Source organism: Vagococcus hydrophili (assembly GCF_011304195.1).
Taxonomy (GTDB): Bacteria; Bacillota; Bacilli; order Lactobacillales; family Vagococcaceae; genus Vagococcus; species Vagococcus hydrophili.
In genome coordinates, this window is sequence record NZ_CP049887.1 from 2,895,796 (window position 1) to 2,920,691 (window position 24,896).

Below are 24,896 nucleotides of genomic sequence, written 5' to 3' on the forward strand. Positions count from 1 at the left end.
ATTGACGATCATTCTATAAGTTAACTTGCTACTGAACGATATAATTTGTTGAAATAGAAAACTCTTGCGATTAAGTAATACACAATTTGAATAACAATAAAGGCACCTAGAACATAAAGTGCTGTTATTTGTAGTCCTTTGCCAAACAAGGCATACATCGCTGTTAGAGCGACTGCTCCGTGAATACATGACACAACAATGGGCGTAAAGAATAAAATGCCAACTTGTTGATACACCACTTTTTTCATTTCTTTTTTACTAAAACCTAATTTATGAATCATGCTGAATTTCTCAATGTCAACAGCCATATCACTGTATAATCTGAAGTAAAGGAAACTTCCGGCTGAGATGAAGAAGATAATTCCGATAAAGAAGCCGATAAATAATATTGGTGCATAAGAATCTGTAATCATTTGGATCGTACTTGCTTTAGCATCAACTCTCTCAAAGGCTTTATTCTTACCTAAAGCGTCACCTGCTTGTTTTTGTTGTTCAAAACTACCTTCGTTAACTAACCATGCATGCATGACAGTCATTTTGTTGTTCTCTTTTAATTTATCAAAGTTAGTATCGGATACAACATAAGTTCCACTATACGTTGGCCATACAGCTTGTTTCACTTCGACTTGTGTGATACTTAATTTTTGTGATTCACTCATTGTAAATTCTGTTGGTCTATCACTCTTTTGACCTGTCAGCATTTCAGCATCGGGAGCACTTAAATCTTTCAGAGAGACTGCTGACTTGTCATCAACTGTTAATTCTTTTTCACCAATTTTTTTAGCAATCTCATTGTATTGAGAAACTTTTAAAACACTTGGTATCGTTTCTTGACCGACTGAATTAGGAACTGATAAAGGTGTGACTTGATACTCGTCAGCTTTCACCTCATTTTTTTTCAATGTTTCATTAATAATTGAAACGTGTTCTTCTGTTTTATCCGCTTGTTCTGGATTTTCTGTTATTGAGTAATCATATGGCATTGAATTAATACCACTTAACGTCATTTCTTTAAAACCAGTCAATGTTCCAATCGCAGAAAATGCAACAGTTGTAATGACTGCAACTAAGAAGAATGAACGGGCATTGTCTTTCATTCTAAAACTTAAATCAGAAAAAACTAACATATTTGTTTTTTTCCAGAAACGATTTTCATTTTTTTTAAGGGCGTTAACAACAAAAACACTTAATTGATTAAATAAGAAACGTGTTCCTAAAATGACTAAAATGATAACTGGTACCATGGCCATAACAACCTGCATACCTTGAACCATTAAAGCAACGGCGTAACCTACACCAATTAAAACAATCGCTAAAATTGATTTAATCGCAGACGCTTTCACTTCACCTTTACCCATATCTTGGCTCTTTAATAATTCTTGAACGTCCATTTTTGGTATTTTAAATTGGATGAAGAATGATATAATCATGAAAAGTAAAATAAAAGAAACAAAAGTTACAGCAATTGCTTTTACTGGAAAATAAAAACCTAAATCAACACGCATGGTGATTTTACTTAACCATAAAATTAATTGTGAAAAGAAAATTCCCACAAACGTTCCGACAACAGTTGAAAGAAAACCAACGATTGTATTTTCTTGGAAAACCATTTTCCTTAATTGTTTAGGTGACATCCCTTGAATGAGCAACAAACCAAATTCTTTCTTACGAGATTGGAGGAAAATATCCATTGAGTACAATACATAAAAGAAAGAAAAAATGTAGATAATCACACTAGACGTAATCATCCCAGCTTTGACAGCCATATGAAGATCACCATTTAATTTTGGATGAAAAGCAAAGACTGCAAAGGTAAAGAAAGTCATAACAGTCGTTAAGGTACTAAAGAAATACGCCATATAAAGACTCTTATTTCGAATCGTATTTTTAAAGACAAACTCCTTAAATCTCATCTACGTCACCTTCTAACTGTCTTAAGTTTTCTAAAATCACATCATAAAACTCACGACGATTGCCGTTGTTATAAATTTCTTGAACTAATTCCCCATCTTTAATAAAGATAATTTTCTCACAGTAACTTGCTGCAAATGGATCGTGAGTTACCATTAAAATCGTTGACTCTTCTTCTTGATTTAAGCGTGATAATAAGCCCATCACATCTCTTGATGATTTTGTATCTAAGTTTCCTGTGGGTTCATCTGCTAATACTAATTTAGGTTGATGAATCATGGCACGAGCAATTGCCACACGTTGAGCTTGTCCACCTGAAATAGTGGCAATTCTTTTTTTAAGTAAACTTTCAATCCCTAAAGTGACAGCTACTTCGTATAACGCTTTTTTCATCACGCTCACTTTTTCCCCGTCTAATGTTAAAGGTAAAACAATATTTTCCTCAACGGTTAAAGTTGGCATTAAATTAAAACTTTGGAAAACAAACCCTAATTGATTTCTTCTGAATTTAGCAAGCTCTTCTTGATTTAATTTAGCAGGTTCAGAACCATCTAAAGTAATACTCCCTGATGTTGGTTTATCAATGGTTCCAATTAAGTTAAGTAACGTTGATTTACCACTTCCTGAAGGACCCATAACACCAACGAATTCTCCTTTTTTAACTTCTAAATCAATTCCTTTTAATGCTTGGTACTTTACGCTATCTCCATAAGTTTTTGTTACATTATTTATTTTTAACATGATTTCTCCCTCTTTCAATTAATTATCTTGACCTTAGTCTAATGGAAATAGGGGGTTTAGAACATCTAATGGACTAACAACAAACGAACATTTTTGTAAGATAACACATTTTGTCTGAAGAAAAGTACAAAAAAATTAAAAAATAGGTGGTTTTTTTGTTATACTAGAATAGAAATAAATTACGGAGGTGTTTCATGGCAGTGTTAGAAACAATTATATTATTGATATTACTCGTTATTATATCGAATATTATCAGCCATTATTTGGTATCCATTCCAACTGCTCTAATTGAAATTACAATTGGGGTACTCGCAGCAATCGTTTTAAATTTACAAATCGATCTTGAAACAGATTGGTTTATGTTACTCTTTGTTGCACCATTGCTTTACAGTGATGCAAAACATTTTCCAAAAAAAGAACTTTGGGAACTTCGGGCACCGATTTTTGCAAACGCTATATGGCTAGTATTACTAACAACTGTTCTAGGTGGGTTTATGATTAACTTCTTTGTTTCAGAAATTTCATTGCCTTTATCATTTGCCTTAGCAGCTGTTTTATCACCAACTGATCCGGTGGCGGTTCAAGGGATAGCGGAACAAGTTAAGTTACCCAAGCGGATTTTGAGTTTAATTAGTGGTGAGAGTTTAATCAACGATGCCAGTGGGTTGATTACCTTTAAATATGCGATGGCAGCCTTTTTAACAGGTGTCTTTTCATGGAAAGTCGCAACAATTGATTTTCTATACATGAGTATCGTTGGAGTCATCATTGGTTATGTTTTATCAAAAGTCTTTTATTTTGTAGAAAATCTACTTCTTAGACAAGGTATTCAAGATGTTATTCTTCATGCCTCACTTCAAATTTTAACTCCCTTTGTCATCTTCATTGCGGCTGAAATATTCCACGCATCAGGCGTGATCGCAGTTGTGGTTGCAGGGGTTGTCTCGATTCAACAAGAACCTTTATACAGACGACAGTATTCAGAAATTAAATTAGTAACCAACAAAGTTTGGGATATTATTATTTACCAATTGAACGGGGTTGTATTCGTGGTCTTAGGGGCACTTTTACCTTTTGCTATGCACTCAGCAATCATCAACCCAACCATTAATAACTGGACATTAATCGGTTACGTTATTTCAATTTGGCTTGTTTTATTAACAATCAGAACATTCTGGTCATACGGTTATATGTGGTTTAGCTACCTTAAATCACGTAACATGGTTAATCACAAACCTAAGTTCTACACTGCCCTTTTAACTGGATTAACTGGGGTTAGAGGTGCGGTTACAATGGCAATGGTGCTTTCGATTCCTTTCTTCTTAGAAGACGGAGAAGTCTTTAAAGAACGCTACTTAATCATTTTCCTAGCCAGTGGGGTTATCTTAACTAGTTTAATCGTCGCAGTTGTGACGCTGCCTTTCTTAACTAAGAAAAGAACCCGCTTAATCTTAACAGGAGATAGTGCTTTTATTGATGAAGAACGAGAGGAAAGTGAAGATGATTCTGATCTTTCAGAAATTGAAGCGAAAAAACTAATGACGAAAAAGGCAATACGTTCACTTAAGAACGACCTCGCTTCTGATAATAAAACCGTCATTACAGATTTGCTCAATGATTTAGATAAACAACTTAAAAATCTTTATTTAAATGATACAGTGACATCTAATGAGCTCTACCATGAAATTGAAATGGGCTACCGTAAAGATGCGGTGCAAAGTGAATTTAACGCTGCTATGTCTTTAATCGAGAAAAATAACTTCCCGAAAATTTTAACAAAGAATTACATTCAAATGTTAAATTATAAAAAGCGTGCCCACAGCACTAACTTCTCAATTATCATGAAACAGTCTTTCTTTAAAGCTAAAAAGAAAACCAAACGAATTATTGTAGAAACGTTCTTACGTCAAAATTATAAACCAGAAGGTACTCATCGGGATGTGATTCTTTTGGAAAGCGAATGTTCTAAGTACGCGATTATGACATTAACAGATATCAAAGAACGTCTAGATGAAACAGAAGAGAATTTTATTTTAAAAAAATCAATCTTAGACCAAATTACTTTAGAATACCAAAGTAAGATGGACCGAATCAAAAATTACCAAACTCGTCAAAAAGATGAGTATCAGACAGCTTATCAAGAGTACTTCTTAAAAACACTTGACGAAGAAAGATCAGTCGTCCAATGTTTACTAGAACAAGGAAAAATTTCAGCTAGCCTAGCAAACCAACTACGACAATCACTAAACTACAACGAAACAACCTTCCTACAAGGCTCGTTTGATGAATAAGCGTGATGAAAAAGGCGCTTTGCTCCAAGCAGCTGGAGGAAATAAAAAATAATCGGTGCTTTTTCCGATTAATTTTTATTTTTGAAGTTGCCGCAGGAGCTGCCTTTTGAATCCAGACTACATAGCGTGAATAAAAAATCATTTTGCTCCAAGTAACTGGAAGGTATATCAAACAATGAACTGTGAAAATAAAAATCACGGTTCATTGTTTTTTTGCTATAATACAGCTAAATTAATCAAAATAGGAGGAAACTTTTATATGAACTCATTGGACTGGACTCATTACCAAGTCTTTACTACCACAAAAGATAAAGGAAACCCTGCTGCTGTCATCAATCTTTTAAAACCCTTAGCAACAAAGGAGCAACAAGCCATTGCTAAAAAAATCAACTTTAATGAGACGATCTTTATTTCAAAGAACTCAACAGTTGACTTTAGTTTTAGATTTTTTGCCCCAGAATCTGAAATGGATTTTTGTGGGCATGCCTTGTTAGCTGGTGTTAGGTACTTATTAGATGAAAAAATAACAGATAAATCTTCGCTAAATATCGAGACCAAGGCTGGAATAGTTCCTATTTCTATTGACTCAGTTGGTAAAATAACCATGTATCAACACCCACCTATATTCCAAAAATTTGAAAGCTCTATTGAAGAATTAGCCAATGTTATGAATATTTCAGCTGATGATATTGACTCAACTTATCCGATTTGCTACGGTTCAACCGGCACTTGGACATTAATCGTTCCTATTAAAAAAATAGAAACATTCAAAAAAATGATTCCACAGAACAAAGAATTTATTCATATTTTAAAGGATTTTCCGAACGCTTCTATTCACCCGATTTGTTTGGAAACGAAAACCAAAGAAGCCTTGATGTATAGTCGTCATTTCTCTGGCGCTTTAACAGGTTCTGTGGAAGATTCAGTGACTGGTTCGGCTTCTGGTGTTATGGGGGCTTATTATGAAAAATATGTAGCTCCTATTCAATCAGGAGAAACGACCTCTTTTTTAGTTGAACAAGGCTATGAAGTCAAAAAAGAGGGCTTTGTACAAGTCCAACTAAAAAAAGATAACGAGCAACTTCACGTGAGTATTTCTGGAGACATTACCTTTGTTTCTAAGAACAATATTTTGATTTAAACTAAAAAAGACCACTGAAACTAGCCTAAAAATCTAGTTTCAGTGGTCTTTATAGTTTATAAGTCTTCGTCAACGAAGGTCTCTTCTTCTGGAATATAAGTAAGCAACACTTTCCGTGGTTTACTTCCTTCTGAAGGTCCAACCACACCGTGCTCTTCTAGTTCGTCAATTAGACGAGCCGCACGATTATAACCAATTCTAAAGCGACGTTGCAAGAGAGAAATACTTGCGGTTTGCATCTCAACAATCAATGCTTTCGCCTCTTCAAAATACTCATCAACTGCTGCACCCCCACCAGATGACGTTTCCACTTCTTCTGAAGGCATCATGTGCTCTTGATAATCAGCTTCCTGTTGATTCGTTACAAAACTAACGATATTTTCCACTTCTTCGTCGGAAATAAAGGCGCCTTGAACACGAATTGGTTTATTTTCACCCATTGGCACAAAGAGCATATCTCCTCGTCCCAGTAATTTTTCAGCCCCATTACCATCGATAATTGTTCGTGAATCAATCCCACTCGATACTGCAAAAGCAATTCGAGAAGGGACATTGGCTTTAATAATCCCAGTAATAACGTCCACACTTGGTCGTTGAGTTGCTAAAATCATATGAATCCCAGCCGCACGAGCCATTTGGGCTAAACGAATAATCGCGTCCTCCACTTCATTACTGGCAACCATCATTAAGTCGGCTAACTCATCAACAATCACAACAATGTAAGGTAATAAAGCTTTATTCTCACCAGTTTGGGCGTTATGTTTTTTCACCATATTGTTATAACCAGTCATATTTCTAACGCCAAATCCTGCAAATAATTCATAACGGCGTTCCATCTCTTCCACTACTTTTTGAAGAGCTTGAGCCGCTTTTCTTGGATTAGTAACAACTGGCGTTAATAAATGAGGAATCCCATTATAAACGTTTAACTCCACCATTTTTGGGTCAATCATCATTAATTTAACTTCATTTGGTTTAGCTTTCATTAATAAACAAGAGATAATACCGTTAATACAAACCGATTTACCACTACCAGTTGATCCAGCAATTAGTAAATGAGGCATTTTCGTTAAATCCGCAGACATGACTTCACCTGAAATACTACGTCCTAATGGCACTTCAAGAAGTGATTCAGGATGACTTTCTTGAGCATCAATCACATCTCTAAATGAAACCATACTCGTTGTTTGGTTCGGTACTTCAATACCGATAAGTGATTTACCTGGAATTGGCGCCTCCATTCGAATATCTTTCGCTGCTAATGCCAGTGCTAAGTCATCGGTTAAACTGACCACTTTACTCACTTTAACACCCACAGCTGGTTGAATTTCAAATTTAGTAACAGAAGGACCCAGGCTTGCACGAACCACCTTAGCATCTACCCCAAAGCTATCGAAAGTTCTCTCTAACACTTTGACGTTTTTCTCGACTAATTTGTATTCTTTACTTTGATCTGTTAAAGGAATATCCTCCAACAAGTCACTAGAAGGTAAGATATAATCTAAATTTTCCACTTCATCAGGGATATCAAATTGTAACTTACTTTCCACTTCTTTAGGTTCTTCACTTGCTACTTTTGGTTCTTTTTTAGGTCGTTCAATTTGCTGACGTTGATAGTTATCTTGATAACTGTCAATTTCTAACTTAATTTGCTCAGGCTCAATGTCTGGTACCTGCTCTTTATTTTTACTAGCCAGTTCCTCACCTGCAGTTGTTTTTCTAACTGAGTTTTCTGAAACTTTCTCATTCTCTTTCGCTATTTTCAGCTTTTTTTTTTCTTCTTTTCGTTCTGCTAATTGCTGCTTTCTTTCATCAACCGAACTAAACAAACTACCTCCCCAGACACGGGTTTTCTCGATGACATCTGACAATCCAACATTTAAAAAGAGTAACACACCTGTCGTCATCCCAATAAATGAAATCACATAAGAGCCAAATTTTGAAACAAGGAAGTAAGTCATGCTATAAAGCGTGGCACCAAGCATTCCTCCACCAACTGATTGACTCACTTGATTTCCTTTAATATCTGCAAATATTTTTTGCCATGTTAATGAAATAATTGCTGTATCTCGATTAATTTGTTTGAATAAACCTATTTCAATGAATAACAGTAAACTAACATAAAAAATCAGCCCACCTATCCAAATTGTTTTTCTTTTAAATTTAGGGTCTTTCCCCATAAATAAAAGCAACACACCATAAATAATGAGTAAAACTGCCATCACTATGTATGTATTCCCAACTAAAAAACGAAAAACATTAGCCATTAGTGTTCCTAAAAAGCCAAGTTTTAAACCACCAATAATACCAAAGACGATAAATCCTACACCAATTAGAAAGTAAGTGGTTTTCTCCTGTTGTTGTTTCTGTTTTTTTGTTGGTGCTTTTCCTTTTTTCTTCGCTGCCATATCTAAACTCCTTACTTTTATCATTCCACATTATACTATAAACAAAGAGACTTGTGAATTTACTTAAAAAAACGGCGAATCAAGTTAGTTTTATCCGCCGTATAAGGTGGAAATAACAAAGGTATCCTTAATAAGGTCGATCTCTTTAAAATTGATTTTGTGTGGGTAAATGTTTCTAAGGTTTTGAAACCATGATAACTTCCCATACCAGAAGTTCCTACACCGCCAAAAGGCAGCTCTTCGTTAGCTAAATGAAGAATGGTATCGTTAATTGTCGCCCCTCCAAAAGGAATTTTTTGGATCAAATACGCCAACTCTTCTTGATCACTACTAAAAGGGTAAAAAGCTAGTGGTTTATCTTTATTTAAAACAAAAGTCACTGCTTCATCTAATTTTTGGTAACTCAAAATTGGCAGAATCGGACCAAATATTTCTTCTTCCATTAAAGCTAGCGGCTCTTCAATGTCGGCTGAGACAATCGTTGGTGCCAAATATTGATCAGATTCATTGAACTGACTACCAAATTCGATATATTCTTTGTCTTGATTTAAAAGTATCAATAATCTTTCAAGAGCTTGATTATTAATTAATCTACCATAATCAGGTGACTTTTCTATTTCTTCTCCAAAAAAGCGCTGGATATTTTTAATTAATAAAGGGATAAATTCTTCCTTTATACTCTCATCAATCAAACAATAATCAGGAGCAACACAAGTTTGACCTACATTTAAAAATTTTCCCCAAACAATCCGTTCTGCCGCAAGTTCTAGATCGGCAAATTTTGTTACTATGACAGGACTTTTCCCACCTAGTTCTAGTGTTGTTGGAGTTAAAAATTCCGCTGCTTTTTTTAGGACAATCTGCCCTATTTTTTGACTGCCAGTAAAAAAAATCTTATCAAAACGATGGTCTAATAATAGCTCATTCGACTCTTTACTACCTGTTAAAAAGAAAAGATAACTCTCGGAAAATGCTTCTGCTATCAGCGTATTTAAAATAAGATTTGTCTTTGTTGTGTGTTCCGACATGCTGACAATAGCTGTATTACCACCTGCAATAGCACCAATTAGAGGATCTAAGGTTAACAGTACGGGATAATTAAATGGCGCAATAATTAACGTATTCCCGTATGGTGCTTGTAGAGTATAGCTTCTAGCAGGTAACAAAAAAAGTGGCGTTTTCACTCGTTTTTCTTTCCCCCACTTAGGTAATTTTTTGATCATCTCATCAATATGACGATAAACAAGACCGATTTCAGTGATATAACTTTCACTTGGGGCTTTCCCTAAATCTTGGTACAACGCATCAAGTAAATCATCCTCATACCGCTTCACTTGTTCCTTTAATTTTTTTAATTGTTTTAATCTAAATTCAATAGGATATGTTCTTTGTGTGTCAAAAAATTGACGTTGCTCAGTTACTACTCTTTTAATTTTTTCTTCCATCAAACAGACCCCCTCACCTGCTCATTATACCATTACTTAGCTAAAAAAGAGGCAAGACAGAGGCTTAAATTTTGATTTAAGTTCCTGCCTTGCTTTTATTTATTGATCTTTCATCGCGGCTTTCAATGCTAATGCAAGTGGGCTTTCTTGCTCTTCTTCATCGGCAGCAGCATATTTCTTCACCAAACGACGTTCTTCATGTTTGGTCATTTTTTTGCCTTTACCACCTTTTTTGTCCATTTTTTCAGATAAATTACAGTTCTTACACTTGAAATAAGCCCCGTTTTTATTCTCTAAAATTTCCATTTTCTTCTTACATTGCGGACAACGTTTATTGGAAACTTTCGGATCTTTACGACGTCTGTATGAACACTCGTCACTACTACACACATAGATTTTTCCATCTCGGGTGTTTTTCTCACGTAATTTAGAGCCACAATCTGGACAATCTTTGGTTGTTAAAGCATGATCCACATATTTATCTTCACTCATTTTTATTTCTTTCACCAAGCGTGCGGTTTCTTGTTCAATTTCTTTAATAAACGTTCGGTGATTCAATTTCCCTTGAGCAATTTTTTCTAAAGAAATTTCCCATTTGGCTGTCAATTCAGGTGTCACAAGAGAAGGATTAACTAAAGTTAAAAGTTGTTTTCCTTTTGGTGTCACACTTAATTTCCCATTATTTCGTTCCATTAAATCAGAACTAATCAATTTCTCAATGATTTCAGCTCTTGTGGCTGGTGTTCCTAGGCTATGTTTTTCCATTTGACCAAGTAGCGTTCCCTCATTTAAAGGTGCTGGTGGTGTCGTTAATTCTTTATTGATTGTAAAATTAAAAGGAATTCCTTGGCCAACTTTAAATGTTAATTGCTCTTTCACTTCTTCTTTTTCTTTTTTCCAACCGTAAGACTCAATCTTTTGTTGGCGGAATAAGAAAGTAAATTCACCTGATTTAGCTGTAATTGTTTGATTGCTAGAAACAAATGGCTCTTCAAATAAACCTAAGAAACGTTCCACAATCAAGCGGTAAATTTTCATTTCTTCATTATCTAATTTTTCTAATCTTGGTGCTTGTTCGGTTGGAATTAATCCGTAGTGATCCGTTACTTTCGCATTTTGGAAGACATTTTTTTGCTTCACAACAGCCCCATCTTTAATAATCGACTTCACTCGTTGACTGTCTAAAGTTGTTACCGCATGGAGTCTATCTTTCATCGTATCTTTCATATCTGTTGTTAAATATTTAGAATCCGTTCTAGGGTATGTCACAATTTTATGAGTTTCATACAAACGTTGAATAATTCCTAAGGTTTTCTTAGCTGAATATTGAAAGCGCTGATTGGCTTCTCGTTGCATTTCAGTTAAATCATAAGGTAATGGTGCTGTTTCTGTTTTTTTCTTATCTTTAATATCCACTACTTTAACTGGATTTTTTTCAATCTGTTTAACCACATTTTCAAGCTCTTCACGAGACTTAAATTGTCTTGGGTTCTGTAATTGAAGTCTTCCGTTTAAGTGTTGAAATTTTAAATCTAGCGTAAAATAATTTTCTGGTCTAAATTTTTCTATTTTCTCTTCTTGTTTTCTAACCATGGCTAAAGTCGGGGTTTGCACACGCCCTGCTGACAAGCTATCTTTGTATTTCACCGTCAAGGCACGAGTCACGTTAAGACCAACTAACCAGTCAGATTCTGCTCGAGCAATCGCTGAATAATACAAATCATCATAAGCTTTACTTGGTTGTAACTTTCTAAAACCATCTTTGATGGCTTTATCTGTTTGTGAAGAAATCCAAAGACGTTTGACTGGCTTTTTAAATTTCACGTACTCTAAAATCCAACGAGCCACAAGTTCACCTTCACGCCCAGCATCTGTTGCGATAACAGCTTCTGAGACATCATTTCGGTTAGCGAGATGACTGATTGCTTTAAGTTGTGGGCGTGTTTTAGGCAAGGGTTTAATCCCTGATTTTTTAGGAATCATTGGTAGTGTGTTCATCTCCCAATTTGCCCAATCTTTATTGTAGTCTTCTGGCATTTTAAGACCTAATAAATGTCCCAATGCCCATGTCACAATGACATTTTTTCCTTCGATATAGTTCTTACTTTTTTGAGTTGCGCCTAATACCTTAGCGATATCGCGGGCAACACTTGGCTTTTCCGCTATTATTAATTGCTTCATTTTTTTCTAAGTCTCCATCATCTAATTTTTGGTAATCTTTCACTAACATTAATCCTTTATAGGCTTGAAGTTCTTCATCACAATCTTCGCAATAAATCAACTCTTCATCATTCCAAAATGCCGCAAGTAAAGGAGGTTTCACTCGATTTTCTTCAAATTCTTTTTCAAATTTATTTGCCAGAGTATCATATCTTTTCTTTGCTTGGCAAAAACAATCGTACTCAAATTTTTCTTTAATATCTTCTTGCCACTCGTCAAAAAACCACCATGGCTCATTTTCACTATACGTTACAATCACTTGATACATGACTACGACCTCCTTAAACGTCTTTTCATTATAACATAAGATAGGCAGCTATAGATTTTTCTATTTCTTAAATAGACACTGTAAAAGATACATTGTATAATGATAGACCAATAACTCTAAAAAGGTGGTAATAACTATGACGAACTATACTTTAGAAGACTATTTAAAAGCTAAAAAATCACTTGTTTCAACTTTAAATAAAATAGAAAAAGCCATTATTTCACTAGAAGAAAAGCAAAATAATGGCAAAAATCTTAAGTCTCAAATTACCCTCTCAAAAGAAAGAGTTTTAGCACTCACTATTTCAATTGAATTAATTGAACTGGAAATTGAAAAGTTATCAAAATAAAGGAGACGCATTATAATGAAAAAAATCTATTTACTTATTCCCATTATATTGATTGGTCTAGGAACTATTTTTTTCAGTCAACACAATCATGTCTACCCATTCTTTCTCATTGCAACAGGTATTGTTCAACTATATTTAGTAAAAACAGACCAACCAACGGAACAAACTGATTCTAAATTTCGTAAAAGTATTGATTTTCTCGATACTTTAGAAGGTGTCCTTTTAATTCTAATCGGTTTTGTTTGGATTTTAACGCTGTTCTTTTAAAGAATAATCATAAGACAAATTAATCCATAGCTTTTCTTAAAATCTTTCTGGCAGTTCGTATAAATCAGTCCTGCTATAATCGAGAAAAATATGGCAAAACCCCCTCCAGATATGCCTTGTAAAAGTAAATGAATCACGCCCCATGTTGCTGCTAAAAAGAAACCTCCCACAGGAATTTTTTTATTTATATTAAACTTATCTTCAAAAAATTTCTGTGAAAAAGCAATGCTTAATGTTATCAAGATTGCTTCACACGCATAATACATCATTCTTAATAAAAGCAGTAAATAATTCTGTTTTAACCCATTATTGAATTCCACCATTGGTTTGATTCCTTTAAATAATAAACTAGTGACTAAAATCACAATAATAGTTAAAATGCTAAGAATTATTTTTTCTTTTCTTCTAAGCTCCGTTTTATTTTTTAAGACATCAAAATCAAAACGATTTTTTGAATAGAAAATTAACCCCAAAGAACACAGCAACCATAGCATGCTAGTCATTAGTAAGTGCCACCCTAAACTTAAGGAACTTCCTTTTATACTTTTCACAACAACATCCAGTATCAATTCCAAACTAAAGCCAGCAAATGCGTATAAACCTAACCATAGAAACTCAATACTTGGAACTTTTTTTTTTGAAACCATTTGAAACCTCCTAAAATAATGTTATGGGGCTAGTGGAACTTGAAAGACGATGAGGTAGGTAAAAAAAAGAAATACTAAAAATGAAGGAGTTACAAGAATTATTCCTAAAATATTCCACTTATCTTTTGTTTTTATTAAAGACACAAGTGAACTAATTAAAATAAGAAATGAAATAAAAGTAGATGCTTGATAATACTCAATTAAGACATAATTCACAATAGATGTCCATGTACACAAACAAATGATAGCTCCAGCAACACAATTAAATACCGCCCATTTTTTCATACCTCTCACGCTTCCTTTCTTTTTTACAAGTGGGACGTGTCATTAAATCTATTAATCTCCTGTTGACCATAATTATTTTGACTTAAAACCGTAACTCCACCTGGAGATGAGGCAAAATAAGCATTACTCAACATTTCAGGTTCGAATTTTAGCCACCATGCCACAATATAACCTAATGTACCGCCATGTGTGACAATTATAATATTTTTTCCTTCTTCACTTTGATAAAGCCTAGTTAAACAGTTAGAAACACGAGTATAAAACTCACCCCAACTCTCACCTTTCTCAAACTCACGGTAATTTAATTCAAACCCTTGTTTACTTTTAGGATTTCGATGTTCTTTGGCCCACGCTTTTGTTTTTCCAGCAGCAATTCCAGTATTAATTTCTCGTAAGCCTTGATCCAAATTAACCTCTAAATTTAAGTGTCCTGCAATAATTTCAGCCGTTTGAGAGGCTCTTAATAAATCTGAAGAATAAAGAACATACTCTTCTTCACTATTAATCAAACCAATCATTTTTTCTCCAACTAAATTTGCTTGTTCTCTCCCTAAACTGGTTAAAGGTGTATCTGTCCATCCGCCTGTCATCTCATTAATGTGATGCTCTGATTGGCAATGTTGAACCAATATTATTTTCCACATTCCTTTCTCCTCCTCATAACATTTTCTTTTTAAGAATCACGATATCCATATTATCTTGCAGTCTGATCAACTCATCCACTCTTTCATAGCCTAATTTCTTATAAAAATGAAGTAACTTTTCTTCTTGAAAAATCGTTGCGATGCACCATTCTTTAACTTTAGGAAATTCATTTTCAATGAGGCCAATGACTTTTGTACCATAACCTAAACCATCAAACTTTGGCAGAATGGCGATAGGACTAAATTTTGCCTCTGTTTCTTCCCTATTCGTCACCACACGAATAAACCCAATAACATCTTGTTGCTGTTTTATTAAATAAAAATAATTATTTGGACGTTGAAATTTCTCTAATAGAATCATTTCTGTCTCGTTATAAGGAGATTCCTTATCTTGGAATTTCTCATATAATTTTTTGAAAGCACCTTTTTGAATCGTATGAATCTGTACTATGTCCTTTTGTATTGCTCTTTCTAACTTAAGCATTTTCCAGCCTCACTAACAAAACATTTATTTTTTTTAGATTAATAATATCTATAGAATCACAATTAAACTTCTTATTTATTAATTATATCAAATTATCATTCAAAAATATGGCAGTAGTCAAAATTTGAACTATCTCTTTTTTTGCTATTCCAAACTGGAATACCTAATCTTATTATGTTAGTAAAAATATTTTCTAAAGCTTTATTTTTACCTGTTTCTATGGGTTTACATGGCTTAAAAAATATATAAAAAAAGAGGCAACACAACTGTGTCCACCTCTAACATAAAATTTACTGATAATGATCTTTTGCTGAAACATCACTGGTTAAGTCTAGCACTTCTAAATTAACTTTAGAAAACTGTTCATCTCCACGACGTATCTTTTTCATCACATAACTATTAGATAATACTCTTAAAGTTTCTTGCATAGCATCATAGTCATTTTTCGAGATTATAACAATTTCCTCTTCAATATTACCGTTTGTCACAATTATTCCATCAGAAGACTCATTCACTTGCTTCACATAATTCCATAAATTTTTTAAAAAGTCCGAATACATTATAGTTTCCAATGTTTTCCCCTCCTTACTTATATTATAATTGTACGAAAAAAAAGAGGCAACACAACCGTGTCCACCTCTCATCTAAAATTTTTATAATAATTCTCCAAAACGTTTTACATAAATTTTCTTAACAAACATAACTAATAGTAGATAAGCAATAACCGTAATTGCTAACCAGCCCCAGTAGTTTGATGGTAATGGTGCTAGGTCTAATCTTTCACCGAAAGCAGTAAATGGTAAAATTGAACCAATCGCAATCCCGATCGTTGTCACTGTTGTTAAAATAAATGATGCGTTACTTTGTAAGAATGGTAATTTTGGTGTTCTTAATGTGTGAATAACTAAAGTTTGTGACCATAGTGATTCAACAAACCAACCGGCATGGAACACAGCAATAAACAAGACTTGTTGTTCTGCTGTTAATGTGTGATATGAACCACCCACAACTGCTGGACAAATCACGAAATACATTAACGCATAAGTTGTAATATCAAAAATTGAACTTGTTGGTCCTAACCACTTCATGAATGAACCAATACTTGATGAATCCCATTTTTTAGGCTCTTCTAAGTACTCTTTGTCCATGTTATCCCAAGGAATTGACATACAAGACACATCATAAATCAAGTTTAAGAATAGTAATTGTAATGGCAACATTGGCAAGAATGGTAAGAAAATACTTGCAACAACCACTGAGAACATGTTACCAAAGTTTGAGCTGGCTGTCATTTTCACATATTTCATAATGTTTCCAAAAATAGTACGTCCTGATAAAATACCACGCTCTAAAATCATTAAATCTTTTTCTAACAAAATAACATCTGCTGATTCTTTAGCAATATCAACGGCTGTATCCACTGAAATACCCACATCCGCTTCTTTCATAGCTGGTGCATCGTTGATTCCGTCTCCCATAAAGCCGACTGTGTGACCTGCGCTTCTTAAAACACGAACTAAACGTGTTTTTTGGGCAGGTGATAACTTAACAAAAATGTTGTGTTTTTCTGCAATTACCGTTAATTCAGCATCACTCATTTTAGAAATTTCACTACCAGTAATTAATTCTTCCTCGGCTAAACCAACTTGTTTACACACTGATTTAGTTACAAGTGCATTGTCTCCAGTTAACACTTTAACGCCAACACCATGTTTCTTAAGTGCTTCTAACGCGTCTTTGGTTGTTTCTTTTGGCGGATCTAAGAACGCTAAGTAACCAATTAAGACCATTTCGCTTTCATCTTTAATAGAAAACTCACCAACAACACTTGGGTTTGTTTTTTGAGCAACTGCAATCACACGTAAGCCGTCTTCGTTTAAGTCATCGACTGTTTTTAAAATCGTATGCTTGATTTCTTCAGTTAAAGCAATAACTTTGCCTTTGTAATCTACATAACTAGAAATTTCAAGCATCTCTTCAACGGCACCTTTTGTAATCATCTGTGTCTTACCGTGATTATCTTCAATCACAACACTCATACGACGACGTTGGAAATCAAATGGAATTTCATCCACTTTATTGTAATTAGCCACATCAATGTCTAGCTCTTCATTAGCTGAATCAATAATCGCTTTATCCATTAAATTACGTAAGCCTGTTTGATAGTAACTGTTGAAGAATGCATGACGTAAGACACGAGCATCTTCTTTACCATCAACATCTAAATGATATTCTAAAATAATTTTATCTTGAGTTAACGTTCCTGTCTTATCTGTACATAAAATATCAATGGCACCGAAATTTTGAATGGAATTTAAGTTTTTAATGATTGTGCCTTTTTTCGCCATTGTTGAAGCGCCTTTGACAAGGTTCGTTGTCACAATCATTGGTAACATTTCAGGAGTTAAACCAACTGCTACTGATAAACCAAATAGGAAAGCTTCTAACCAATCACCTTTCGTTAAACCATTAATTAAGAAAACTGTTGGTGCCATAACTAACATAAAACGAATCAATAACCAAGATGTTTTGTTAATACCAATATCAAAATTAGTTAAGGTTTTTGATTCAGTCACGTCTTTTGCGATTTGACCAAATAAAGTTCTATTTCCTACCGCAACAATAACACCTGTCGCACTACCACTGACAACGTTACTTCCCATGTAAGCAATGTTTTCTAAATCAGTTTCACTGCTGTGTTCCATCATTTCATAAGTCGCTTTTTTCTCAACTGGGTAACTTTCACCTGTCATGGCAGCTTGTGAGATGAATAAATCTTTTGTTTGGAATAAGCGGACATCTGCTGGAATCATGTCTCCTGCAGCTAACTTAACAATGTCCCCACAAACTAATTCTTCAATCGGTAGCTCAATTTCTTGCCCATCTCGTAAAACAGTGGCAGTTACTTTAACTAAATTGCCTAATTTTTCTGCGGCTTTACTTGATCTCACTGATTGAATCAAGGTCATCGTACCACTTAAAAAGACCATAGCTGCAATAATTAACACACCTGTTAAATCTTTATCATCCGCTGGTGCAATCACATAATCTGTAAAGAAAGAAATAATGGCTAATGTGATTAATACAATCGTGAATGGTGTGAAGTATGCTTTTAAAATCTCCACAATCAGTGGTGTTTTTTTACCATGAGAAATCACATTTTCTCCGTGAATTTCTCTTAAATTTTCAGCCTCTTGTGTCGAAAGACCTTTTTCATTACTTTTAAATTTGTTTAAAACGCTCTCTGTGGTTTCTTGTGAGAAAACTGTATAATTAATCTCGTTTTTTTGAACCACTTTTTCTTTGTTTTCCATTTTTATTTTTTACCTTCTTTCCATAAAATATCACCCAAAGAGACAATCCAACACTTACAAATAGTAAAAATACAATTACTTCTGGCATGTAGGCTTCCTCCTCACTTCATTGGGTTTATGAAAGAAGTACGATAAAGAAGCGGATTACTTATTTCTAGAAACAAATAAACAATAATAGATATCTTCTAAAACATAATTCTTATGACACAAACCCCTTTGACTTTCACTCTGACTACTGTCGTCCATTTGTTTCCATCTCCTTTAACTTTATTTGTTATTCATACAAAAAACCTCTCGCCAAAAACTCGACGAGAGGTATGAATTCATCACTAAATAAGCATTCTTAAGATCCTTTCGTTGAGTTTTAGCACTATACAACGTAAAAGCAGATGCTTTAGCTACGTTAAGAAGAACCTTAAATCGGTAATTCCTGTTATACCCATTGGCGTCTCTCGACGTTTTTGGGCAGTAGCCTATGTTCATATAGGAGCCTCACCTAACAAATCTATTTAATTGTCTTAACACCTAAGACTATAAATCATTTTTAAATAACTGTCAACCAATAACTAAAAAAATTTAAACATATTGTCTTTCGACTTCTTCGTTAAAGGCCGCATCAATTAAACCGCCACCTAAACACTCATCTCCATCATAAAAGACTACGGCTTGACCTGGAGTAATAGCTCTCACTGGTTCGTCAAAAATAACAGTCGCTTTTGTTTGATCATCGTTTAAAACAACTTTAACACCAGTATCTTGTTGACGATAGCGGAATTTAGCAGTACAAGAAAATTCTTTTTCAAGAGGAGTATCCACTGTGAAATGAATCTCACTGGCTGTTAATTTTGTAGCATATAAATGTTCATGATGGAACCCTTGTCCCACTAATAAAGTATTCGTTGCGAGTTCTTTTCCCACAACAAACCATGGCTCACTTGACTCACCTTGTCCTCCGCCAATACCTAATCCTTGACGTTGACCAATTGTGTAATACATTAAGCCAGCATGATCACCTTTAACTTGACCATCTAAAGTCACCATTTTGCCTGGTTGAGCTGGTAAGAAACGACCTAAAAATTCTTTGAAGTTTTTCTCACCAATAAAGCAAACACCTGTAGAATCTTTTTTCTTCGCTGTAGCTAAATTCGCACGTTCAGCAATTTCGCGCACTTCTTTTTTCTCCATATGTCCTAATGGAAACATGGTTTTTGCTAACTGTTCTTGTGATAATTGGCTTAAAAAATACGTTTGATCTTTATTATTATCAACACCTCTTAGCATGTGCGTTGTACCATCTTCTTCTCTTGTAACTTGAGCATAGTGACCTGTTGCCACATAATCCGCTCCAAGTTGCATTGCATAATCTAAAAAGGCTTTAAATTTAATTTCTTTGTTACACATAACATCTGGATTTGGTGTTCTACCTAAACGATATTCTGCTAAGAAATATTCAAAAACGCGGTCCCAATATTCCTTTTCAAAGTTCACCGTGTAGTATGGTATACCAATTTGGTTAGCTACCTTGGCAACATCTTTATAATCTTCCGTTGCTGTACACACACCATTCTCGTCTGTATCGTCCCAATTTTTCATGAAGACACCGACTACGTCATATCCTTGTTCTTTTAAAAGTAAGGCTGTTACTGATGAATCAACCCCACCACTCATGCCAACAACAACACGAATCTCGCTGTTATCTTTCATTCTATCACCATCATTTCTTAGATTCTGAATCTAATACGATTTGAAGGTCGTAATTTTTCAGTGTTTTCATTATATACATTTTTTCATAAAAAATCACCTATTTCTTATTATTTCCTTTAAAGTATTTTTACTTTACAGTATTTTTAAACTATGTTATCCTTCACTAGAATAAATAAGAAAGGGTGAAAACCGTGTCTACCTTAGATCAAATCAAGATTATGGTACCTCCATTTCCCTTCAAAGGATGTTTTTTTCGCATAATTTAAAAATTCGGAGGAATTAAAATTGGAAAAAACATCGATAAAAAAACAACCAACTTTATTATTATTAATCTGCTTAGTGGGATTCCCACAAATTAGTGAAACGATATTTACCCCATCATTACCTGAGATTGCTCAAAGCTTTCAGGTATCCATGAATACGGCGCAACTTACTCTAAGTATTTACTTTTTAGCCTTTGCTTTTGGTGTCTTCTTTTGGGGCTATCTCTCAGATATCATCGGACGTAGACCAGCTATGATATACGGCATTGTTTTATATGGAATTGGAAGTATATTCTGTTACACCTCAACATCAATTAACTTCCTATTACTGGCCCGTTTTATTCAAGCTTTTGGTGCTAGTACAGGTTCCGTGACGACTCAAACAATTTTACGTGAAGCCTTTTCTGGCAATAAACGTCATGAACTATTTGCTCAAATTTCTGCTGCTTTAGCATTTACACCAGCAGTCGGACCATTAATTGGTGGCTTTGTGGGAAACTACTTTGGTTTTAGAATGGTCTTCTTAACATTGGTACTAATGAGTTTGTTTCTACTAGCCTATACCTTTGTCGGTTTACCAGAAACTTTTGATGTTTCAACGAGACAAAAAGTTGCCTTATGGCCGATTTTTGTCAGACTCATTAAAAATCCTAAAGTTCTAACTTATGGCTTTTTAATTGGAGCAATTAATGGCATCTTATTCAGTTATTATGCTGAAGCACCCTTTATTTTCATTGAAAAATTTGGTTTATCAGCTTCTTTATATGGCTTTTTAGGGATTGTGATTGCAGGAGCATCAATTGTTGGTGCTCTTCTTTCAAAGAAACTTTTAAAAGTCAGAAAAGCTGAAGTTATTATTTTACTAGGAATAAAAATCATGCTTCTTGGCTCAGTTTGTTTACTACTTTCAAGTTATAGTAGTTTCTTACCAAAATGGGGACAATTTACACTCATTTTAGCAAGTATCTTTATTACTCTACTTGGAACTGGAACCGCACTACCAAACTGTTTAAGCTTGGCTCTTGTGGACTTTAGCGACGTTGTCGGATCAGCTGGGGCGATTTTTAGTTTAGGTTACTATCTACTTGTTAGCCTTATTACATTTGGTATGAGCTATCTTCATAATGGAACCCTTTATATCATGCCACTTTATTTTATAGGATTAGGCATAAGTATGTTCTTATTATCAAAGAAGTACATACAATAAAAAAACGAGATGGACTTTTAATCCATCTCGTTTTTTTACGCTTCTTCTAAACAGCCATAATGCATCATGTCAGCCATGATGTATTTGAATTGTGCTTGTTTCTCTTCGTGAGAGTCACCTTTAAAAATGTTCATGCTCTTCAACCCATTGGGTGTTGTGATTGACATTTTTAATGTTTTTAAATCTTTTGCTACAGTCATTTTTAATTTTGGACTTTGTTTGTTTTGAGGGTTAGTGTCTAAAGGACGAACTAATTGGAAGTTTCCAGAAGCCGTTTCTTTAAATCCATAATCCTTAAAGGCATATGCTCTCGCCGTTTCTTTTACCTTGTAAAATGTTGTTGCACCTTCAACTGTTGCTTTATCTAAAAAAGACATAATTCTCCTCCTAAAACCTATTTATACACTTAATTATAAACAAATCTCTTAGGAAAAGCTACGCTATTTTAATGAAAACCTTGAATACTTGTGACTAATTTATCTGAAAAATCAATAATATCTTGTTTTTCTAAACCATAGCCAAAACTAATACGAATCGATTCAACAGCTGCTTCTGGATGTTCTTTCTTCATCACTTGAATAATCGGTGATGGCGCCACGTTTCCAGCACTACAAGCTGAGCCTGTAGAAATCGCAAAACCTAATAAATCAAGCTTAGATAAGAGAATATTACTAGGAATTCCTTTGAACCAAATATTTAAAATATGAGCCAAATGATTGTCTTCATCGCCGTTAATTTCAAAATCAACACCCGATTCATTCAATTTGGTTAAGATAATTTCTTTAAATACTTGATATTTTTCTTTATTCATTTGTTTTTGCTCATCACTTAAAATCGTAATGGCTTTAGCTAACCCTACAATTCCTGCTAAATTTTCTGTGCCTGCCCGTTTCTTTTCTTCTTGTTCTCCCCGCGAAGCATGACAGGAACTAAAACACCTTTTTTGATATATAGAAGACCCACACCCTTAGGACCATTTATCTTATGACCAGAGACACTTAGATAGTCAACATTTAAAATTTTCACATCAATACTCTCAGTACCAAATGCTTGCACGGCATCTGTATGGAATAAGGCTTGATGATCTTCTAGTAATACTCCGATTTCTTTAATCGGTTGAATCGTTCCGACTTCATTGTTACCATACATGACTGAAACAAGAATTGTGTCTTCTCTTAAAACATTCGCCACTTGCTCCACAGTAATTTTACCTGTTTCATCCACTGGTAAATAAGTAACTTCAAAACCTAATGTTTCTAAGTATTCTAAGGAATGAAGAACAGCACTGTGCTCAATATTTGTTGAAATAATATGTTTCCCTGATTCTTTTTTATCTAAAGCTGTTTGAATAAGGGCTGTATTATCGCCTTCAGTTCCTCCACTATTAAAAATGATCTCATTCGGCTGAGCGTTGATTGCTTTAGCTATTTCTTCTCTTGCGTTTTCCAATTCAAATTCAGCTTTTCGACCGAATCGGTGAATACTTGACGGATTACCATAAACATCCATCATAATTCGCGTCATTTCTTTAATAACTTCTTCATGCATTGGTGTTGTTGCAGCATGATCCAAATATATTTCTGACATACTCCCACTCTTTTCTTACTTATCTTCACCAAGTATCATATCATAAAATATTAAAATACAAGTATATTTTATCCTAAAAAAAAGCTAGATTGGAAGTTATTTTTGCTGAACGCATAATAACTTCAATCTAGCACTTCTTTTATAGTAAAGGTGAGAAAACTGCTAACATCGCTCTTCCTAATCGAGTCGTCCATTTAATATCATTGGCTTCCTCTAACGTAATTAGCTGGCTTGCTCTTTCCGTTTGCATGTGATCTTCGTAAACTTCTAAGACAGAAGGCGTTTTATACATCCAAATACCACACTCGAAATGTAAGAATAAACTTCTGTAATCTAAGTTCACTGTTCCAACTGTGGCATAAATTCCATCTACCACAAAGGTTTTTGAATGTATAAAACCAGGTGTGTACTCATAAATCTTAACTCCTGCTTCAATCAACTGAGCATAATTAGAACGTGTTACCGCATGTACATACCACTTGTCAGGCTGATGTGGCACAATAATACGAATATCAACCCCACTTTTAGCAGAAACACATAAGGCTTCCATCAACAAATTATCAATAATTAGATAAGGCGTCGTAATATACACATAATCTTTCGCCCGGTTAATCAAATTAAGGTAGGCGTTCATCCCTACTGTTTCATTGTCAAAAGGTGAATCCACATAAGGTTGATAATACCCTTCTGATTCAGGTAGTTCGCCTTCTTTATACTCTGGATAGAAATCACTTAATTCGTCATCGTCATTATAGATAAATTCCCATAAAGACAAGAACAGTAACGTGAATCCCCAAGCAGCTTCTCCCTTAATCATGATTGAATTATCTTTCCAATGACCAAAGCGATCAACTTCATTGATATACTCATCTGCTAAGTTAATTCCCCTGTAAAGGCAACTTTCCCATCAATGACTGTAATTTTTCTGTGATTTCGGTTATTGAAAATTGAAGACAAGACTGGTACGAATGGATTAAAAACACAACTCTTAATCCCTAAGTTTTCCAATTTACGGTAATAATGATGAGGCAATGTATACAGACAGCCAAAATCATCATAGATAAAACGAACATCTAAACCTTCTTTGGCTTTTCTGACTAAGACTTCTAAGATAGCATCCCACATCTTACCTTCTTCAACGATGAAATATTCCATAAAGATATATTTCTCCGCTTTTTCTAACTCTTCAAGCATGGCTTTAAAGGCATCTTCTCCCAAAGGATAATACTGACTGGTTGTATTTTTAAACAACGCGCCTTCTCCGTACTGAGTTAAATAATTTGATTGAATCACCGCATCATGATTGCCGTCCTCTATTTGGACTGCTTTTACAGTTTCTTGCATTAATTCCATTTCTTTTTCTTGGATGCGTGACATTTTACGTTTATCTTCTTTAGTAAAACGAATTCGACCAAAGACAAGATAAATCACTGTTCCAAAAATAGGAATCAACATAATCGGAATAATCCAAGCAATCTTGTAGGCTGGGTTGGTTCGACTGTTAACAATTTTAATTATGACTGCTGCTGAAACAATAATGTACGTTGTATAAAAATAAACAAAATACTCTTGAAACCTAAAAATAATAGCAAACAACAATCCTAATTGAAGCAAAATTAATAACCCAATTATAATGGCTCGATTTGATACTAATTTTATTAAATTTTTCATCCTATCACCTCGTTCTCTATCAATACTAAATACTATATTAAAATACTCA

Annotated in this window: 21 protein-coding genes, 1 pseudogene and 1 riboswitch; of the genes and pseudogenes, 5 read left to right on the forward strand and 17 right to left on the reverse strand. The window is 34.3% G+C overall.

The genetic code is table 11. The features are described 5' to 3' along the window. Positions 1–20: 20 nt before the first annotated feature. On the reverse strand, positions 21–1,913 hold the full coding sequence (locus tag G7082_RS14220) for an ABC transporter permease (protein ID WP_166035858.1): 1,893 nt from the start codon (positions 1,911–1,913) through the stop codon (positions 21–23). Beyond that, on the reverse strand, positions 1,903–2,652 hold the full coding sequence (locus G7082_RS14225; protein WP_166035859.1) for an ABC transporter ATP-binding protein: 750 nt from the start codon (positions 2,650–2,652) through the stop codon (positions 1,903–1,905). Before G7082_RS14225 ends, G7082_RS14220 begins: the two co-directional genes overlap by 11 nt. Positions 2,653–2,846: 194 nt before the next feature. Here G7082_RS14225 and G7082_RS14230 point away from each other — a divergent pair, with 194 nt between their 5' ends. Next, entirely contained in the window at positions 2,847–4,943 is a 2,097-nt protein-coding gene (locus G7082_RS14230) for a Na+/H+ antiporter (RefSeq protein ID WP_166035860.1), read from the forward strand. A gap of 259 nt (positions 4,944–5,202) precedes the next feature. Beyond that, complete coding sequence (locus G7082_RS14235; protein ID WP_166035861.1) at positions 5,203–6,084, forward strand: PhzF family phenazine biosynthesis protein; 882 nt, start codon at positions 5,203–5,205, stop codon at positions 6,082–6,084. A 56-nt stretch (positions 6,085–6,140) separates the two neighbouring features. Here G7082_RS14235 and G7082_RS14240 read toward each other — a convergent pair whose 3' ends face one another. From G7082_RS14240 to G7082_RS14255, 4 genes are all read right to left on the reverse strand, one after another. Further along, the gene (locus G7082_RS14240; protein WP_420825015.1) at positions 6,141–8,492 is read right to left on the reverse strand and encodes a DNA translocase FtsK; all 2,352 of its coding nucleotides are present in this window, start codon (positions 8,490–8,492) and stop codon (positions 6,141–6,143) included. Positions 8,493–8,551: 59 nt separating this feature from the next. Continuing rightward, entirely contained in the window at positions 8,552–9,937 is a 1,386-nt protein-coding gene (locus G7082_RS14245) for an aldehyde dehydrogenase family protein (RefSeq protein ID WP_166035863.1), read from the reverse strand. Positions 9,938–10,036: 99 nt separating this feature from the next. Then, positions 10,037–12,118 (reverse strand): DNA topoisomerase 3, encoded by a 2,082-nt coding sequence (locus G7082_RS14250; protein WP_166035864.1) that lies wholly within the window; start codon positions 12,116–12,118, stop codon positions 10,037–10,039. After that, positions 12,066–12,425, reverse strand: coding sequence for a DUF1033 family protein (locus G7082_RS14255; RefSeq protein WP_166035865.1), 360 nt, complete (start codon positions 12,423–12,425; stop codon positions 12,066–12,068). The genes G7082_RS14250 and G7082_RS14255 overlap by 53 nt, the downstream gene beginning before the upstream one ends. 136 nt (positions 12,426–12,561) lie before the next feature. Between G7082_RS14255 and G7082_RS14260 the strand changes: the two genes are divergently transcribed. Together G7082_RS14260 and G7082_RS14265 are read left to right on the forward strand one after the other, a co-directional pair. Then, positions 12,562–12,774: a hypothetical protein gene (locus G7082_RS14260; protein WP_202983114.1), complete on the forward strand. Its 213-nt coding sequence runs from the start codon at positions 12,562–12,564 to the stop codon at positions 12,772–12,774. Between the two features lie 15 nt (positions 12,775–12,789). Then, positions 12,790–13,041 (forward strand): hypothetical protein, encoded by a 252-nt coding sequence (locus G7082_RS14265; RefSeq protein WP_166035866.1) that lies wholly within the window; start codon positions 12,790–12,792, stop codon positions 13,039–13,041. Here G7082_RS14265 and G7082_RS14270 read toward each other — a convergent pair. The 7 genes from G7082_RS14270 to mnmA all read right to left on the reverse strand — a co-directional run bounded on the left by G7082_RS14270 (position 13,038) and on the right by mnmA (position 20,119). Next, complete coding sequence (locus G7082_RS14270) at positions 13,038–13,688, reverse strand: hypothetical protein (protein WP_166035867.1); 651 nt, start codon at positions 13,686–13,688, stop codon at positions 13,038–13,040. The genes G7082_RS14265 and G7082_RS14270 overlap by 4 nt on opposite strands. A 308-nt stretch (positions 13,689–13,996) precedes the next feature. Continuing rightward, positions 13,997–14,617 carry a histidine phosphatase family protein gene (locus tag G7082_RS14275; RefSeq protein WP_166035868.1) on the reverse strand — a complete coding sequence of 207 codons (621 nt, stop codon included), beginning with the start codon at positions 14,615–14,617 and terminating at the stop codon, positions 13,997–13,999. 13 nt (positions 14,618–14,630) lie between these two features. Continuing rightward, positions 14,631–15,101 carry a GNAT family N-acetyltransferase gene (locus G7082_RS14280; protein ID WP_166035869.1) on the reverse strand — a complete coding sequence of 157 codons (471 nt, stop codon included), beginning with the start codon at positions 15,099–15,101 and terminating at the stop codon, positions 14,631–14,633. Positions 15,102–15,391: 290 nt separating this feature from the next. Continuing rightward, positions 15,392–15,673, reverse strand: a complete 282-nt coding sequence (locus G7082_RS14285; protein WP_166035870.1) for a type II toxin-antitoxin system Phd/YefM family antitoxin — start codon at positions 15,671–15,673, stop codon at positions 15,392–15,394. Positions 15,674–15,754: 81 nt separating this feature from the next. Next, entirely contained in the window at positions 15,755–18,415 is a 2,661-nt protein-coding gene (gene mgtA / locus G7082_RS14290; RefSeq protein WP_166035871.1) for a magnesium-translocating P-type ATPase, read from the reverse strand. Then, a complete protein-coding gene (locus G7082_RS15160) occupies positions 18,375–18,503 on the reverse strand; it encodes a hypothetical protein (protein ID WP_275115395.1) in 129 nt (42 codons plus the stop codon). The genes mgtA and G7082_RS15160 overlap by 41 nt, the downstream gene beginning before the upstream one ends. 254 nt (positions 18,504–18,757) lie before the next feature. Then, a riboswitch (M-box (ykoK) riboswitch) is annotated at positions 18,758–18,926 on the reverse strand. A 65-nt stretch (positions 18,927–18,991) separates the two neighbouring features. Beyond that, positions 18,992–20,119, reverse strand: a complete 1,128-nt coding sequence (gene mnmA / locus G7082_RS14295; protein WP_166035872.1) for a tRNA 2-thiouridine(34) synthase MnmA — start codon at positions 20,117–20,119, stop codon at positions 18,992–18,994. A gap of 285 nt (positions 20,120–20,404) precedes the next feature. On the opposite strand from mnmA, the gene G7082_RS14300 reads away from it, so the two are divergent. Continuing rightward, on the forward strand, positions 20,405–21,589 hold the full coding sequence (locus G7082_RS14300; protein ID WP_166035873.1) for a multidrug effflux MFS transporter: 1,185 nt from the start codon (positions 20,405–20,407) through the stop codon (positions 21,587–21,589). Between the two features lie 35 nt (positions 21,590–21,624). Here the strand turns inward: G7082_RS14300 and G7082_RS14305 are convergent, their stop codons facing one another. The 4 genes and pseudogenes from G7082_RS14305 to G7082_RS15090 form a co-directional block, all read right to left on the reverse strand. Next, positions 21,625–21,966 (reverse strand): DUF1831 domain-containing protein, encoded by a 342-nt coding sequence (locus G7082_RS14305; protein WP_166035874.1) that lies wholly within the window; start codon positions 21,964–21,966, stop codon positions 21,625–21,627. A gap of 68 nt (positions 21,967–22,034) precedes the next feature. After that, positions 22,035–23,176: pseudogene (locus tag G7082_RS14310) on the reverse strand (cysteine desulfurase family protein). Positions 23,177–23,315: 139 nt separating this feature from the next. Then, positions 23,316–23,993, reverse strand: coding sequence for a phospholipase D-like domain-containing protein (locus G7082_RS15085; RefSeq protein WP_238842663.1), 678 nt, complete (start codon positions 23,991–23,993; stop codon positions 23,316–23,318). A 56-nt stretch (positions 23,994–24,049) separates the two neighbouring features. Next, positions 24,050–24,847: a PLDc N-terminal domain-containing protein gene (locus tag G7082_RS15090; protein ID WP_238842664.1), complete on the reverse strand. Its 798-nt coding sequence runs from the start codon at positions 24,845–24,847 to the stop codon at positions 24,050–24,052. Positions 24,848–24,896: the final 49 nt, after the last annotated feature.

Coding starts and splice junctions, on each gene's coding strand:
- G7082_RS14270 (WP_166035867.1), bottom strand. CDS start 13,688: ATGGTTTCAAAAAAAAAAGTTCCAAGTATTGAGTTTCTATGGTTAGGT.
- G7082_RS14235 (WP_166035861.1), top strand. CDS start 5,203: ATGAACTCATTGGACTGGACTCATTACCAAGTCTTTACTACCACAAAA.
- G7082_RS14240 (WP_420825015.1), bottom strand. CDS start 8,492: ATGGCAGCGAAGAAAAAAGGAAAAGCACCAACAAAAAAACAGAAACAA.
- G7082_RS14245 (WP_166035863.1), bottom strand. CDS start 9,937: ATGGAAGAAAAAATTAAAAGAGTAGTAACTGAGCAACGTCAATTTTTT.
- G7082_RS15085 (WP_238842663.1), bottom strand. CDS start 23,993: ATGATTAAGGGAGAAGCTGCTTGGGGATTCACGTTACTGTTCTTGTCT.
- G7082_RS15090 (WP_238842664.1), bottom strand. CDS start 24,847: ATGAAAAATTTAATAAAATTAGTATCAAATCGAGCCATTATAATTGGG.
- G7082_RS14250 (WP_166035864.1), bottom strand. CDS start 12,118: ATGAAGCAATTAATAATAGCGGAAAAGCCAAGTGTTGCCCGCGATATC.
- G7082_RS15160 (WP_275115395.1), bottom strand. CDS start 18,503: ATGCCAGAAGTAATTGTATTTTTACTATTTGTAAGTGTTGGATTGTCT.
- G7082_RS14275 (WP_166035868.1), bottom strand. CDS start 14,617: ATGTGGAAAATAATATTGGTTCAACATTGCCAATCAGAGCATCACATT.
- G7082_RS14225 (WP_166035859.1), bottom strand. CDS start 2,652: ATGTTAAAAATAAATAATGTAACAAAAACTTATGGAGATAGCGTAAAG.
- G7082_RS14255 (WP_166035865.1), bottom strand. CDS start 12,425: ATGTATCAAGTGATTGTAACGTATAGTGAAAATGAGCCATGGTGGTTT.
- G7082_RS14220 (WP_166035858.1), bottom strand. CDS start 1,913: ATGAGATTTAAGGAGTTTGTCTTTAAAAATACGATTCGAAATAAGAGT.
- G7082_RS14260 (WP_202983114.1), top strand. CDS start 12,562: ATGACGAACTATACTTTAGAAGACTATTTAAAAGCTAAAAAATCACTT.
- mnmA (WP_166035872.1), bottom strand. CDS start 20,119: ATGAAAGATAACAGCGAGATTCGTGTTGTTGTTGGCATGAGTGGTGGG.
- G7082_RS14280 (WP_166035869.1), bottom strand. CDS start 15,101: ATGCTTAAGTTAGAAAGAGCAATACAAAAGGACATAGTACAGATTCAT.
- G7082_RS14230 (WP_166035860.1), top strand. CDS start 2,847: ATGGCAGTGTTAGAAACAATTATATTATTGATATTACTCGTTATTATA.
- G7082_RS14265 (WP_166035866.1), top strand. CDS start 12,790: ATGAAAAAAATCTATTTACTTATTCCCATTATATTGATTGGTCTAGGA.
- mgtA (WP_166035871.1), bottom strand. CDS start 18,415: ATGGAAAACAAAGAAAAAGTGGTTCAAAAAAACGAGATTAATTATACA.
- G7082_RS14305 (WP_166035874.1), bottom strand. CDS start 21,966: ATGTCTTTTTTAGATAAAGCAACAGTTGAAGGTGCAACAACATTTTAC.